The following is a 15,344-nucleotide window of genomic DNA, read 5'->3' on the forward strand; positions in this document are numbered from 1 at the left end:
GCCGTGCCACGTCGTTTGGCGAAAGGAAAAGCGGGTCGGCGTCGCGTTCGATTAGCCTGCAGACACGAGCGTCGCTACGGCTCACAGCGCGATTGCGACCTAAAGTGAGTTGCGCAGCACTGGATAGCGGTCTGCGATCGAGTTGATCGTCGGCCGAATACGCGAGTTGCCTGGCATCGCCGGCGTGGGATGCACCTTTACAGATTGAAGATTGGTTGCTTCCGGGACCACTGAAAAGATCGGCGGTGAGCTCGCGGAGGGGAGCGCCGGCTGTTGGGGCATCCGGCCCATCTGCCTGCGCACCATTTCGATGGTTGGCAGGCTCTCCGACATCGCTACCCGGGACATGCCGGGCGGCGAACGATCTGACCTCCCGCGTGACAATAGGTCCCGCCAGAGGTCAACCGCGGCCTTGGCCTCGTGAATGTTCTCGATGAAGCTTACTTCTGTATAAAACCGCTTCCATCGGCCGGTTTCGAATAGTTCAGTGAGGTATTGCAGCCGCTGTTCGGCGAGCGTGCACCAACGCGCGACGATATCGCGCCCACCTGCGACGTCGAGTTGATAGGTCATGAACCAGCCCGCAAGGAGAGAAGCAGACGCGGACGCAACGGAGACGAATCACTCAGACGCGGCCGATATATTTTGTGGAAAACTTTGGCGAAGTCCACCACTGAACACTACTGGACGATCGTGATCGATAGATAGCCGTAGTTCTGCGGGGTCGGTCCTATACCCCCGATCAAGCGACGGCGCATTTGGCGTTCCTGCTGTGGTGACGGGACTCGTTCCCGGCCTGGAGCAAACAGCCATCCGGAAAACGAGAGACCCGTCCGGGGGGACAGCCGGACGGGTCAAGCCATATGGGCGCTGGGGTGGATGGGCGCTCGCGCCCGAATACGGCCTCGATGGGGAGGAATTGTCGCTCCCAAGTATTAGGTCGCACTAGGGTCATTGGGCGTTCAACCCGCGTGCGATTTTTTTCAATTTATTTGAGCGGAAATTTGTTGCGCAGCCGGCCTGCTCGCCTGCCCCAAATACCGGCTTTTTCGATTCTCTTGGGACCGCGAGATTGACAAAAATGGACTGCCGCGCGGTTCTAAGATGCCGGCAACGCGAGGCTGATGATCTTCTCGCTTTGCAGTTTCTCCGTCAAAGCTGCAATTCCATCTTTTGTTAGTGCGCTGTGGCCGAATTGAAGCCGGAATAGGCCACCCTTCGTCTCGATGATCGAGGCATGATAGCTATCGAGCAGAGAGGTGATTTCGGCGGCCCTTGCATCCGGCTTGAAGCGAACCAAAGCGCGCAACGGCGCGCCCGCGCCGGCATCGCGGGTTCTCGGCTCGTTTTCAGCTGGGCTGGCCGTCTGTAAGCTGGAGGCCTGATTGTCGAGTAGAACCGCGCCGATTACACCCGCCTGCAACACAAGCACCATGCCACCCACACTTCCGGACCAGGCCAGGGTTCGAGGCGACAGGCTTGCGAAAAAACGGGTAAGCCGCGCGAATAAGTTGAGCGATGAGGAGCGCTCGCGTCGAGGCTCCGCATCAATCGCGGCGAACAGCCTCTGCATGGCTCGCGCGGATGGTGCGCCCAGGCTCTCATTCAAATGAATGGTCTCGGCGTACTCCTCCCGGATCACGGCATATTGCCGCGCAAGCTCGGGATCTCGGGCAAGCGCTTCATCGACGCGGCGCGAGTCCCGCGGATGTAGTGTGCCGGCCGCATGAAAGGGCAACAGCATCTCGATTTCACTGGGCTCTCGCTCCAGCATTTTTTTGCTCATCGCCATCACGGCCAGCCTCGTTCCACGCCTGCCGCTTTCAGCAGTCCGGCCAGTTTCTTTCGCGCGTAGAATAAGCGCGTCTTCACAGTGTTCTCCGGAATACCGACGATTTCACCGACTTCTTCCACGGATTTTTCGTGGTAGTAGACCAGATCGACGATCTCCCGGTGCTCAGGCGAAAGTGCCATCAAGCACTTGCGCAGCACCTCACCAGTGTCCTTTTTTTGTACCGCCACTTCGGGATCGTCCGACGCATCCTCGATCGCACCGGCCGCCTCATCGTCCAACTCAACGTCACTCCTGCGTCGCAACGCAGATAGGGCCTTGAATCGAGTAATCGCCAGCAGCCAGGTGGAAACAGCGGATCGGCCTTCGAACTTGCCAGCCTGGCGCCATACATCGAGGAAAACCTCATTGATGAGATCTTCCGCGACCTGCTCGTCACGCACGAGCCGAAGCCCAAAACGGAACACACTCACATGGTGCCGTCCGTACAGCACCTGCATCGCGAGGCGGTCGCCTTGAGCAATCCTGGCGATCAGGACATCGTCCGAAGCTGCCTGCGCCGCACTCAATGGCTGCCTCGCAACATTGGTCTCATGGGGTTGCCGGCTGGTTCGATCGGAATACGGAGATTTTTCAAAATTGCTGCCATAACGTGATTGCAGATCTGGTGAATTCGACCGGAAGGGCATTAGCCGATCAGATCCGTAAACGAGTTGGGGTATTATAATACGGAACGCTTTTCCTGACTCAGATCAATGAGTCGCGGACCTTACTCGCTTCGGGGGGCAAAACACCACCACAACTACCCGGAACTTAAGGAGCCCGCGTTGCGCCCGAAGAGCGCGCGTTCCTTCCGTCTTCAGAGGCGGAGCTACCTGCCACTGTCCCGATTTGCGCGGCGAAACAAGCCGAGCAGTGGCTCCGGGGGACATGATTGGGTTCCCCAAAAGATACCAAACCTAAAGGCTTTCTTCCCTAAGGTTCGTCCCGGCTACATCGCATTGCGGCTGGATATGATCGGCGCGGCTTCATCGCTTGGGGATCAGGGACTTGGCGCGGTTGCTGACGCCCAGCTTCCGTCAGCTGACATGTTGGGGCGCCGGGTTGGCCAGCGCCGCCAAATGCTTGGCGTGCAGGCGGTCAGTTGCTCGCTGATATCATCGGTACTGCTGGTTTACTGCTACGCCGGCACGATTTCCATTTCGGTACCCGCAGCCTATTTCCTGTCCGGCACCGGTTTGATTGGCATTTTTTTGCTCCTGTCCGAAACACACATCAATGACAGGTTCCAGGATCACTATCTCACTCTGTTTCAGGTCGGCGGACATGTTGCGCTCCAACTTGGTTTTCTGTTGGCGGCGCCGCAAATCGGGTACGCCTTCCTCTGTGTTCTTTTCCTGATCTTCGAGTTCGGCGCGCTGCGCATGACCTCCCGGCAGGCAACTGTCGCCTGGACTCTCACCGCAATAAGCCTGGCTCCGATATTCCTGCTCACGCGCATGCCGATCGGCATGCCGGTCGAGACCGATACGGAACGTCTTGCGGCGATGCTTTGCTTCGTTCTTACGATTGGCCAATGTGCGTTTTTGGGCCTCTACGGAAGCTCGCTCCGAAAGATGCTCTATAAACGTAGCTTCGAACTCAAAGCTGCCAACAAGCGCATCGAAGAGCTTGCCGAACTCGATGAGTTGACGGGTTCGTTCAACCGTCGCTGCATCATGCGGATGCTGGAGGATGAGATCGCTCGTGCGCGACGCAGCAACACCCCCTGCTCGATAGCGCTCATCGATCTCGACTGGTTCAAACGAATCAACGACGCCTACGGCCACCCTACCGGCGACGAGGTGCTCAGGACGTTCGCGATTACCTTGTTCGCCAATATCCGCAACATCGACAGGTTCGGCCGTTACGGTGGCGAGGAGTTTCTGCTGGTGCTGCCAGATACGTCGATTGACGGCGCTGCACGCATCATCGATCGCTTGCGATCGATCATTGCCGATCTCGACTGGAGCGCACTCTCGCCCGGTTTGAGAGTGACGATTTCCGCCGGGATCGCAACGCTGGCAGCGAATGAGAACCCGGATGCTGTTCTCGCTCGCGCTGACGCGGCGCTGTACTCAGCCAAGGCACGAGGACGCAACCGCATCGCAATCGCCCGATCTTGATCATCTCTGTTTGCCGGATGAAGACATCGTCCGGCTTGCTATGCTCCAGGATAGAGTCATGAGTTCGAAATCTGTTGCTACAACCGAAGGCCTGCTCGACGAATTGCAATCAACGCTCGCGCACGGACCTGTCGCGCGCCGAGTCGAAACGCTGCGCCGTGTCACCGATCTTTTCATCAACGGCGCGGTCGATTTTTCCGACGAACAGATCGCGCTGTTCGATGACGTTTTCCAGTGCCTCATCCAGCACATCGAAACCTCAGCGAAGGCGCTACTTTCAAATCGCCTCGCTCCCATCGACACCGCGCCGCCACTTACTGTTCGTGCGCTCGCATTCGATGATCTTATCGAGGTCGCAGCTCCCGTGCTGTCTCAATCGGAGCAGCTCGACGACGACACATTGATCGAGACTGCGCTCAACAAGAGCCAAGCGCATTTGAACGCGATTTCGAGGCGAAGGGTCTTGAGCGGCGCGGTGACCGACGTGCTGGTTCTGCGCGGCGATGACGAGGTGATCCAGAACACGCTTAGAAATCCTGGGGCGGAGTTTTCAGAAAACGGCTTTACCCGTCTGGTCAACCGCGCCGAGGGCGATGACGACCTTACGACATGCCTTGGCATGCGTCCGACCATTCCCCGGCATCTTTATCTAAAACTCCTTGCGAAAGCATCCGCCACCGTCCGTGCGCGGCTTGAAGCCGCAAACCCGCAAGATGCGGCCAATGTGCCGGACGCGGTGCAGGAGGCGATACGACGAGCCCGCTGCGCGCCGTCCGCGATCACACGCGAAACGGCAATCGCGCACGCCCTGGTCAAATCACTTTACGAGGACGGCAGGCTCGATGAGAATCAGGTGGCGGCGTTTGCGGATGCCCGCAAGTTCGACGAGGCGAATGCCGCGCTTGCGGTGCTCGCGAATGTTTCTATATCCATCGCCGAGAACATGATGGTCGAAACCCGTGCCGAAGGCGTGATGATCCTGGCGAAGGTCTCGGGTTTGTCGTGGCTGACGGTCAGAGCAATCATCAACATGCGTGACCAGCTCTCAGGACTTGAGCCCACTGACCTTCATGCCTGCAAGGCCACTTACGAGCGGTTGCGGCCTTCCACCGCGCAGCAGGTGTTGCGGTTTCATCGCATGCAGCAAACCACTTCACCCGCTCCGGCTGGGTGAGCGCCCCAGATTAGCTATCTGTCTCCTTGAAAATCGATCCCTCGGTTTGGGGATGCGAGATTTAGAATCTCAGTACTCGCGCTCCCGCCACCGAGCCGATCACGGCCAATAGTGCCGTGCCGATCGTGTACCAGGTCGCCACGAACAGTGGCGAGTCGTCCGTGCAATGGGACGCGTATAGCGTCGCCGCCAGACCTGCCGACAACATCCCCGCGATCGCACCGGTGACCGCCGGCCGCGTTGACGCGCCATGGCGCAAGCCGATCAGCGCCGCGGTCAACAGCGGAAGCGACAACACCGGAATCGCGACGAGACAAAGGCTCCAGTTCTTGCCGATCATGCGCGTCATCATCGGTACGTGTTGAGGCAGCAGCATCTCGCATCCAATTCCGCCAGCCAAAAGTAGAAGCGGAATGAGCAGCAGCCATGCCCATCCGCGCAGCGTCGCTTCCGGCCGCGACAGATGCAGACCGACAACGCTGGCTGAACTCGCCAGCGCTAGCGTGACAGCGAATTTCAGATCGAAGAACGGATTATGCATCGCGGTCCTGATGTCCGGACGGACGCCCAGCGCAGCGGAAAACATCGCGATCGAAACCAGCCCGGCAGCAAGCAATGCCACGGCCAGCACCAGTCCGACCGGCCAGGCGCGCTGTCGCGTATCCGCTGCAAGCGTTCGGATGAGTTGGTCCGTTTCCATGCTCAATGCTCCCGCAGCTTGGCTGTGAGGCTGGCAAGCCCGCGATGCAGGGCGACGCGCACGGCCCCCTCGCTCATCGCAAATTTTGTCGCAGTGTCCTTGATCGATGCACTTTCGACGGCGATCGATTGCAGTACCTGCCGCTGGCGCGCCGGCAACGACTGAAGTTGCGCCGCGACCTCGGTGGCAGGTGGGGTTTCCGGAGCGGCCTCGCCGGGAAGGACTTCGGCGAAATCGTCGATATTCACGAAGACCCGGCGACCGCGCCGGCGCAGAGAATCGATCAGCTTGTTGCGCGCAATCGCAAACAGCCACGGCGCGAACGGTGCATTGGCGTCCCAGGTATGCCGTTTCAGATGCACCGCCAACAAAATGTCCTGCACGATGTCCTCGGATTGATCGACCGGTTGGCCGGCCCGTGCCAGCCCCCGTTTCGCGGCCGCTCGCAGCACAGGCGTGACGGCCTTGAGCAGACGATGATACGCCGCGCTATCGCCGGAAATGGCCGCCCGCATCAGGGTGGTCCAGTCGTCTTCACGTTCGCGCACGTGTGTTCTCACCGTGTAATTCGCTCGAAGGTTCAGTTTGTTACGAGCGAGGCTTCCAATCACGAAGTCGTGAACCGCTCACAGCTGATCCGAAACGGAACGGCGCATTGGCCGCCACGCTCATAACATCGTTCCATTCCCGCTGACATCCTCATGCCGATCGACATCGGCGTGCCAACTGGAGGCCTGTCCTGCCCAGTTTCGGTCCGCTACAGCCCGAAAATTCCCCTTTTTTGCCGTGCTGCGGACACCTGGAGCGTTCTCATTTCGCTTAGCGGGGAACTTGCGTATGGGGAGATTGCCGAATGAGTATCAGTTTTTGTTGGCGATCGGCTTTGATCCTGACGGCGCTTGCCTGTTTCGCGGGGCCATCACAAGCGGCGCCTGACGCGGACACCCCGTCCACCGCTGAAACTGCAGCCCCGCTTACACTCCACAAACAGGTGAAGCGGCAGTCACGCCCGAAGAAGCATACTGGCCGTATTTCCGCGAAGATGGTGACCAATTCAGAGGTCGACCGGAAAACCAAGGCGACCGAACCGGGCGAGCCTTCGACTGCCATCCCGCCCTTCATCGCAAACGCCAAGGCACAATGGCAGGATGCCGAAACACCGACCGGCAAGGCCGCCAAGGCCATGTCTGCCCGCGCGGCCGACATCCTTATGGCCGCAGCCCAGCCCCAGCCAGACACTCAGATCGTCGCTGCCGATCAGCTGAACGATCTCGATCGGGCGCTGCAACCGAGCTCTCCGCCTGCCAGCGCTGCTCCGGCGGCGCCCCTCTCGATGGCCGCCGCGGATACCGCGGCGCCGGCTGACTCGTCTCCCGCCGTCGCCAAAGGCGGTTCTGCATGGGATCAGACGTCACTGATCGGGAAGATATTCATCGGTTTTGGAGCGCTGCTGACGATGGCCTCCGCAGCGCGCATGTTCATGACGTAAACAGCTTCTCTACTCACCGAGCGACCGTACTGCGTTCACGCGTGAACGCATTTACCTCGGCATCACTGCCCTTGATGAGCACCCCGCCAGCAGGCAAATTGGCCCGATCAGGCGCGGAGTGAACATGAGCACGTTCGAATACATCATCATCGAAACCAAAGGTCAGGTCGGCGTTATTACGCTTAACCGCCCGAAAATGCTCAATGCGCTGTCCTTTGGCGTGTTCAAAGAGATCGCCAGGGCTGTCGACGCTCTGGAAAGCGATGACAAAATCGGATGCATCATGATTGCTGGTAGCGAAAAGGCTTTCGCCGCCGGTGCCGACATCAAGGAGATGCAGCCGAAAACCTTCATCGACATTTTTTCCAGCGATTTCGCTTCAATTGGCGGCGATCGCATAGCCCGTTGCCGCAAACCGACCGTCGCGGCTGTCAGCGGATACGCACTTGGCGGCGGCTGCGAACTCGCAATGATGTGCGATGTCATCATCGCTGCTGAGACCGCGAAGTTCGGCCAGCCGGAAATTACCCTGGGCACCATACCCGGTATCGGCGGAACCCAGCGACTGACGCGCGCGATCGGCAAGTCCAAAGCGATGGACCTGTGTCTGACCGGACGCATGATGGATGCCGCCGAGGCAGAGCGCTCAGGTCTGGTCAGCCGCGTCGTTCCCCCGGACAAATTGATGGACGAAGCGCTAGGGGCCGCGGAAAAAATTGCGTCGATGTCGCGTCCCGCCGCGGAGATGGCCAAGAGCGCCATCAACCGCGCCTTCGAGACGCCGCTCTCGGAAGGACTGGAACTCGAGCGCGACCTGTTTCACTCAACGTTCGCGCTGGAGGATCGCTCCGAAGGCATGGCGGCGTTCATCGAAAAGCGGAAACCGGTCAACAAGAACAGGTAGCTCATCCTACAGCCACCCCAGCGCCGCGAGCACGGGAACAAGACCGATGGAAATCCGGCTCCTCTCTATGTTTTCGGGATGCTCGCCAGGGCCGCGATGACCAGCGTGCGGTAGGTCCGTTCCGGCCACGTCGCCGGCGGATCAAGACCGAGCCGCGCCAGGCATGCATGGTCATCAGCATCCGGCGCGCGTGTCAGCCCCTGCCAAAACAATCGGACCAGCCTATGCGGTGCACGTTGCGCCTCCTCCAGGAGTAGCAACGCTGGAATGAGCCGCTGCTCGATCGCGTTGAAATCGGTCCCGAATGGGAACGACGGCAACAGGCCCGCGGCGCGCGCGGGTCTTAGTGCGCTCGTGATACGATCGGAATAGTTGTCCCGGTGGGCGCCCGGAATTTCAAAGTTCTTCGGCAGCTTGCCTGCATCCTTCGCCTCACGCGCAAGTTCGTCCTGGAATTGCGAATCAGCGACCTGTAGCATCGCGGCGATCACGTCGGCGTCCGATTTTCCCCTGAGTTGGGCGACGCCATACTCCGTGATGATAATATCGCGCAGGTGCCGCGGGATAGTCTCGTGACCATAGCTCCAACGGATATTGGATTGCTTTTTGGCACCGGCCTGCCGGGTCGCTTCGACTGTGAGGATCGAACGCGCGCCTTGGAGCGCGAAAGCCTGCGCCACAAAATTATACTGCCCACCGACCCCGCTCACGACCTGTCCGTTTTCCAGGCCATCGGAAATAGCTGCCCCCATCAAAGTTGCCATCATTGCATTGTTGATGAAATGAGCGTTGACGCGGGCGCGCCGCTTCGCAGCTTCATCGCCATAGAGCTCGTTCGTGAATGAGACGGCCTTCATCTGAATCCGCGCGAGTTGGCTCGGAGTCATTTCGCGCAGCCCGCGATAGAAGGATTTTGGTCCAAGAAAGAACGCGCCGTGCAGCACGGCTGCATCGACTTCGCGTGTGAGAATACCGGCGTCGATCAGGCCCAAAAAGGCCTCGGTCACCATTTCGCTGACGCCATAAAGACCCTGTTCGAACCGTTCTGCCTGCAACGCAGAAAGCTGCTCAATTCCGGGTGTCAGCCGCTTCATGACGTCCAGAAATTGGCTATTCTCGCGTTGGCGCACAATCAGCCCCTGCGCCAGCGCGTCGCCGATCTGTCCGATTCCGATCTGGAGCGTACCGCCGTCGCGCACGAGGCCCGATGCGTGAAGACCGATCGCGTATGTGGTGTCGCTGATCGGCTCCGAAGGCGGCGCGAACAACGGAAAGTCAACCGCGGCGTTGTCGAGTACCGCGCTGAATTGTTCGCCCTCAAGGTCGCCATCGCCGGGCATGAACGGCAGTTCCGAGTTGACCTGCCCGATAAGTTTGAAGGAGGCGCGGCCTTCTGCGCGGGCGCGCAATATGTCAAGCGTCGTGTCGGTGTTGCAACTCAGGCTATAGCGCGTAACCCCATTGACGACGCGCTTCGCCACCAATTGTGTGACGACGTTAAGCCCACGTGCCAGCAAATAGCTGGAGGCATGCGTATAGTTGGCGGAGATATAATGCTGCTGCGCGAACGGCACGTGCAGCCACCTTCCGGCCAGAAAGAAGAACTCGATCACTTTGACGTTGGGCGGCAGCTCATCCTTTCGCACCGCATCGGCATAGGCGAGATCAGGATAAGCGCCGAACAACCGCTCGATGACCGGGTCGATGAAACGCCGCTCCAGCAGATTCGTCGGCTTTGGTTTTTCCAGGGTCAGGGCGGAAAACAGGGTCAGGCTGATGGTGCGATCGGCGACGGCGCGCGCGTACAGCGCGTTGATGATGTGATTCGCCTTGCCGAGCCCGAGCGGTAGTCCGACTATCAGATTGGGCCCGACCTCGCGAACGATGTGGTCCGCAATCGCTTCCGGGCTGGAAAACAGTTTGGGCGTCACATTCAACCCTGGTCGATGCGATATCCGGTGCCCGGAATCGGACCCCGTAGCAAGCTTAGCGCATGTTTGCTCGATATTCGTCCGGCCGAGGCGTAGCGAACGAGGAGAATCATGGGGTTTCCGTGAGCCGTGGTTTGCCTGTGGAGGCACCGCCCTCTAAACAGGTGAATATATCGGGGCCGGCGGCGCAGCGGACGGCCGGATTGTTGCGGGATTATATGATTGGGCGTGCCGCTAAAGTTGGCCAGATAGCGAGGCGCTTGCTCCGATTGGGCATTTGTCTCGCGTTTGCAACCTGCGCCAGCTTTGCCGCCACCTCAGCCCGGAGCGAAGGGCTCCCGGAAGCCCTGGCCAAAGCATATCAAACCAATCCGCAGCTCAATGCCGAACGGGCGCGCCAACGCGCGACCGATGAGAACGTCCCGCAGGCGCTGTCCGGCTACCGGCCTCAGATCGTTGCAAGCCTCAGCGGCGGTCTGCAGGCCGTTCGCAACCTGCTCCCGGACAATACGATTCAATCGGCGACCCTGAAGCCCTGGACCATCGGCGTCACCGTGACACAGACGCTATTCAACGGGTTTAAAACCGCCAATAGCGTCCGGGTGGCGGAATTGCAGGTGCGATCGGGGCGCGAGGCGTTGCGCAATGTCGGCCAGGGCGTGCTGCTGGATGCGGCCACGGCCTACAGCAACGTGCTTGCCAACCAGTCCCTGGTCGTGGCGCAGCGCTCTAACGTCGCCTTCTTGCGGGAAACAGTCGGCATAACCCAGAAGCGTCTCAACGCCGGCGACGTGACGCCAACCGATACTGCGCAGGCTGAAGCGCGGCTCAGCCGTGGCCTCGCCGAGTTGAACGCGGCCGAGGTCAATCTCGCGGTCAGCCAGGCAACCTATACTCAGGTGATTGGCAACCCACCATCACAGTTGCGCCCGGTCGAAAACGTGGACCGGTTCGCGCCGCGTAGCCGCGATGAGGCCGTTGCTCTCGCCTTCAAGGAGCATCCGGCTGTGATGGCGGCCGGCTTCGATGTCGATGTTGCCTCAACGACAATCAATGTCGCGGAAAGCAGCCTGCTGCCCTCGATCACCGTGCAGGGCAGCGCAAGCCACAGCAGCGAGGCCGACCCCACCATCAGCACGCTTCGAACCGACCAGGCTTCTGTCATCGCGCAGATGAACGCTCCGATTTACGATGGCGGCACAGGGGCATCGCAAACCCGGCAAGCCAAGGAAGTGGCGGCGCAAAGCCGCCTGGTGCTGGACCAAGTCCGCAATCAGGCGCGCACCGCGGCAGTCGGCGCTTGGGTTGCCAATGAGGGCGCCAAGGTTGCGGTGACGGCGGCGGAATCCGAGGTGCGCGCTGCGACCCTCGCCCTGCAGGGGGTTCAGCGAGAAGCTGCCGGTGGGCAACGCACCACAGTCGACGTGTTGAACTCGCAGGCCGATCTGATCTCGGCGAAAGCCCGTCTGATTGGCGCGCAACGCGACCGCGTGATCGCCTCTTACACACTGCTCAGCGCAGTGGGCCGGCTCGACGTCAAAACGCTCGCGCTTAACACGCCCGACTATCTGCCCGAGGTGCATTACCATCAGGTGCGCGACGCCTGGCATGGCTTGCGAACGCCCTCGGGGCGATAGAATTGCTCGTACGATTTGCGGTGCATAGGTCGCCGGCGACGTGGTACGTTTTCCCAAGCGCCGAAATCAGAAACACACAGCGCACAAGGGAGAAAACCGATGCTGACGCGACGCAGTGTTCTTTTGACCTCCATTGCGGCCGGAATTGCCATGCAAAACCGAAACGCTGTCGCCAGTCCCTCGCAGCCAGCCACGCCAGTCAATTTTGACGTTCCCGCCGGAGCCTGCGATTGCCACACCCATATTCACGCGGACCCGGAGAAGTTTCCGTTCTTCTCGGGCCGGGTCTACACGCCTGAGCCGGCGTCGCCGGAGGAGATGACGGCGCTGCACAAGGCGCTACATATCGAGCGCGTCGTGATCGTCACCCCGAGCGTCTACGGAACGGACAATTCCGCTACCCTGTTCGGCATGAAGGCGCGCGGCCCGACCGCGCGGGGTGTTGCCGTGATCGACGAGAAGACCCCAGAGGGCGATCTCGATGCGATGAACCAGGCCGGAATTCGAGGTATCCGACTCAATCTCGCCACCGGCGGCGTCAATGATCCATCGATCGGCCGTCCGCGGTTTCAGGCTGCCACCGAACGCGTCAAGAACCGCAACTGGCATGTTCAGCTGTACACTAATCTGCCGATGATCTCGGCAATCAAGGATCTCGTCTCCACTTCGCCGGTGCCGGTCGTGTTCGATCATTTCGGCGGCGCGCAGGCAGAGCTTGGGGTGGAGCAACCCGGTTTTTCCGATTTGCTCGAACTGGTGAAGTCGGGGAAGGCGTATGTAAAAATCTCGGGCGCCTATCGAGCCTCCAAGCTCGCGCCCGATTATCCCGATGCCGTCCCGCTTGCAAAGGCGCTGATTGCGGCAAATTCCGATCGCATCATCTGGGGCACCGATTGGCCACATCCAAATTCCGTCACCCCGCCCGGGAAGAAGCCCACCGACGTGACGCCGCTGTTTCAAATCGACGACGGCCGATTGCTCAATCAGCTGCCGGTTTGGGCGCCCGATGCCGCGATCAGGAGAAAGATTCTGGTCGACAATCCAGCGCGGCTTTACAGTTTCTGAGCGGCTTGCCGATCCTCGCCTGATCGAATCGGAGATTTACCTCGGCCGGCGCGAGAAGAACGAAATCAACACCGGCAGGGTCACCAGAATGACCAGCGGCGCCAGCATCATGCCGGTGACCACCACCACTGCGAGCGGTTTCTGCACCTGCGATCCGATGCCCGTCGACATCGCCGCGGGTAGCAGTCCGACGCCGGCGACGACGCACGTCATCAAGACGGGCCGCAATTGCAACTCACCGGTGCGGATCACGGCCCTCACCCGATCAAAGCCCTCGTCGATCAGCTGATTAAATTGAGACAGGATGATGATGCCATCCATCACCGCGACTCCGAACAGCGCGATGAACCCGATCGCCGCCGATACGCTGAACGGGATACCCGAGACCACCAGCCCGACCACGCCGCCGAAGATCGCCATCGGAATCACGCTCATCGCAAGCAGCGTGTCCACCATCGAGCCGAAATTGAACCACAACAGCACGGCAATGAGCACGAGGCTGATCGGCACGACGATCGAGAGCCGCTTGATGGCGTCCTGCAAATTGCCGAACTCACCTACCCACTCGAGCCGCGAGCCCGGCGGGAGTTGCACCTGATCGGCGACCTTGGCCTGCGCTTCCCGGATCGCACCACCGAGGTCGCGTTCCCGCACCGAGAACTTGATTGGCAGATAGCGTTCCTGCTGTTCCCGATAGATGTAGGCCGCGCCCGAAACCAGGTTGATCGACGCCACTTCGCTCAAGGGAATCTGGGTGATCGTGCCATTCGGCCCCGCGGCCCCGATGCGCAAATTCTGGATTGCCTCCGCGCTCTTGCGATACTCCGGAGCCAGGCGCACGATGATGGGAAAATGCCGGTCGCTTCCGGGCTCGTAAAGATCGCCGGCGCTGTCCCCACCGATCGCGACCTTGATCGTGGCATTGATGTCACCCGGCGAAAGGCCATAACGCGCCGCCTTGGCGCGATCGATATCGATCTGAATCGTCGGTTGACCGAGCGACGTGAATACCGCGAGATCCGTGATCCCCTGCACTGTTGCGAGCACTGACTTGATTTTATTCGCCGTGTCCGTCAGCGCCTGCAGATCGTTGCCGTACAGTTTGATGGAGTTTTCGCCTTTGACACCGGAGACTGCTTCCGAAACGTTGTCCTGCAGATATTGCGAGAAGTTGAACTCGACGCCGGGAAATTTGTCCTGCAACTGGCCCAGCAATTGCGCGGTCAGTTCCTCCTTGTCACGCGTGCCAGGCCATTCACTGGAGGGTTTCAGTGGCGCAAAAAACTCGGCATTGAACAGCCCCGCGGCGTCGGTGCCGTCATCAGGCCTTCCGTGCTGCGACACCACCGCTTCGACCTCCGGCCGGGCCCGGATCAGCTTGCGCATGCCGTTGACATAGGCATTGCCTTCCTGCAGCGAGATCGTCGGCGGCAGCGTCGCGCGAATCCAGAGGTTGCCCTCCTCAAGCTTGGGCAAGAACTCAAGTCCCAGCAAACGACCGAACACGAGCGTCATCAGGACGAGACCGGCCGCCCCGCCCATTACCAGTTTACGATTGACCATCGCCCAGCCCAGCACGGGCTCGTACAACCGATGCAGGAACAGCATGATCCGGGTCTCGGTTTCATGCATGTGCGACGGCAAAATGATCGCACTCAGGGCCGGCGTTATGGTGAAAGTTGCGAGCAGGCCGCCCGCCAACGCATAGGCATAGGTCCGCGCCATCGGCCCGAAGATGTTGCCTTCGACCCCGCTCAACGTGAACAGCGGCAGGAAAGCCGCGATGATGATTGCGGCGGCAAAAAAGATCGAACGCGACACGTCGGCGGCGGCCGAGAGGATAGCATGGCTCTTCATGCCCATGGTCGTGTCGAACGAGATGTGGCTCTGCTCGACCTCTGAAAGCTCCGTGGTTTGCGAAAGGCGCCGGAAAATCGCTTCCACCATGATCACGGTAGCGTCCACGATCAGTCCGAAATCGATGGCGCCGACGGACAGCAGGTTCGCGGATTCGCCACGCAGGACCAGAATGATGACGGCAAAAAACAGCGCGAACGGAATGGTGGCGCCTACGATCAGCGCGCTTCTGAGATCGCCGAGGAAGACCCACTGCAGCAGCACAATCAGAAGAATGCCCAACACCATGTTGTGCAGCACGGTTGCGGTTGTGATGTCGATGAGATCCTTGCGGTCGTAGATGCGCTCGATTTGCACGCCCGGCGGCAGGATGCTCGAACCGTTAATCGACGCCACTAATTGCTCGACGCGCGCGATCGTGGGCGAACTCTGCTCGCCCCGTCGCATGAGCACGATACCCTGGACGATGTCGTCGTCCTGATCGAGTCCGGCAATGCCAAGCCGCGGCTTCTCGCCGACGGTGACCTTCGCGATATCTTTCACCAGCACCGGGTTGCCGCCGCTCTGCGATACCATCGTGTTGGCAAGATCATCGATCGACCGAATCAGGCCGACGCCGCGCACCACGGC

13 protein-coding genes are annotated in these 15,344 nt (G+C 60.2%); 6 read left to right on the forward strand and 7 right to left on the reverse strand.

The window, feature by feature from the left end; all coding sequences use genetic code 11:
• Nucleotides 1-99: 99 nt before the first annotated feature.
• The 3 genes from VJV58_RS05815 to VJV58_RS05825 form a co-directional block, all read right to left on the reverse strand.
• Nucleotides 100-573: a TIGR03809 family protein gene (locus tag VJV58_RS05815; protein ID WP_324136383.1), complete on the reverse strand. Its 474-nt coding sequence runs from the start codon at nt 571-573 to the stop codon at nt 100-102.
• Between the two features lie 526 nt (nt 574-1,099).
• Complete coding sequence (locus VJV58_RS05820) at nt 1,100-1,795, reverse strand: hypothetical protein (RefSeq protein WP_324136384.1); 696 nt, start codon at nt 1,793-1,795, stop codon at nt 1,100-1,102.
• A complete protein-coding gene (locus VJV58_RS05825; protein ID WP_324136385.1) occupies nt 1,792-2,361 on the reverse strand; it encodes a sigma-70 family RNA polymerase sigma factor in 570 nt (189 codons plus the stop codon). The genes VJV58_RS05820 and VJV58_RS05825 overlap by 4 nt, the downstream gene beginning before the upstream one ends.
• Before the next feature lie 444 nt (nt 2,362-2,805).
• On the opposite strand from VJV58_RS05825, the gene VJV58_RS05830 reads away from it, so the two are divergent.
• Together VJV58_RS05830 and VJV58_RS05835 are read left to right on the forward strand one after the other, a co-directional pair.
• Complete coding sequence (locus VJV58_RS05830; protein ID WP_324136386.1) at nt 2,806-3,957, forward strand: GGDEF domain-containing protein; 1,152 nt, start codon at nt 2,806-2,808, stop codon at nt 3,955-3,957.
• Between the two features lie 58 nt (nt 3,958-4,015).
• Nucleotides 4,016-5,131, forward strand: coding sequence for a DUF2336 domain-containing protein (locus VJV58_RS05835; RefSeq protein WP_324136387.1), 1,116 nt, complete (start codon nt 4,016-4,018; stop codon nt 5,129-5,131).
• A 61-nt stretch (nt 5,132-5,192) separates the two neighbouring features.
• Here VJV58_RS05835 and VJV58_RS05840 read toward each other — a convergent pair whose 3' ends face one another.
• Nucleotides 5,193-5,831 carry a DUF1109 domain-containing protein gene (locus tag VJV58_RS05840; RefSeq protein ID WP_324136388.1) on the reverse strand — a complete coding sequence of 213 codons (639 nt, stop codon included), beginning with the start codon at nt 5,829-5,831 and terminating at the stop codon, nt 5,193-5,195.
• Nucleotides 5,832-5,833: 2 nt separating this feature from the next.
• A complete protein-coding gene (locus tag VJV58_RS05845; RefSeq protein ID WP_324136389.1) occupies nt 5,834-6,379 on the reverse strand; it encodes a sigma-70 family RNA polymerase sigma factor in 546 nt (181 codons plus the stop codon).
• Between the two features lie 305 nt (nt 6,380-6,684).
• Here VJV58_RS05845 and VJV58_RS05850 point away from each other — a divergent pair, with 305 nt between their 5' ends.
• A complete protein-coding gene (locus tag VJV58_RS05850) occupies nt 6,685-7,320 on the forward strand; it encodes a hypothetical protein (RefSeq protein WP_324136390.1) in 636 nt (211 codons plus the stop codon).
• Nucleotides 7,321-7,444: 124 nt separating this feature from the next.
• A complete protein-coding gene (locus VJV58_RS05855; RefSeq protein WP_324136391.1) occupies nt 7,445-8,224 on the forward strand; it encodes an enoyl-CoA hydratase in 780 nt (259 codons plus the stop codon).
• Between the two features lie 65 nt (nt 8,225-8,289).
• Here VJV58_RS05855 and VJV58_RS05860 read toward each other — a convergent pair whose 3' ends face one another.
• Entirely contained in the window at nt 8,290-10,155 is a 1,866-nt protein-coding gene (locus VJV58_RS05860) for an acetyl-CoA hydrolase/transferase C-terminal domain-containing protein (protein ID WP_414641417.1), read from the reverse strand.
• A gap of 218 nt (nt 10,156-10,373) precedes the next feature.
• Here VJV58_RS05860 and VJV58_RS05865 point away from each other — a divergent pair, with 218 nt between their 5' ends.
• Both VJV58_RS05865 and VJV58_RS05870 read left to right on the forward strand, forming a co-directional pair.
• Nucleotides 10,374-11,792: a TolC family outer membrane protein gene (locus VJV58_RS05865; RefSeq protein WP_324136395.1), complete on the forward strand. Its 1,419-nt coding sequence runs from the start codon at nt 10,374-10,376 to the stop codon at nt 11,790-11,792.
• A gap of 99 nt (nt 11,793-11,891) precedes the next feature.
• Nucleotides 11,892-12,857, forward strand: a complete 966-nt coding sequence (locus VJV58_RS05870) for an amidohydrolase family protein (protein WP_324136393.1) — start codon at nt 11,892-11,894, stop codon at nt 12,855-12,857.
• A gap of 36 nt (nt 12,858-12,893) precedes the next feature.
• Here the strand turns inward: VJV58_RS05870 and VJV58_RS05875 are convergent.
• The coding region (locus tag VJV58_RS05875) for an efflux RND transporter permease subunit (protein WP_324136394.1) at nt 12,894-15,344 on the reverse strand (2,451 nt) is incomplete at its 5' end.

The organism is Bradyrhizobium sp., from assembly GCF_035273305.1.
In the GTDB taxonomy this organism is placed as follows: Bacteria; Pseudomonadota; Alphaproteobacteria; order Rhizobiales; family Xanthobacteraceae; genus Bradyrhizobium.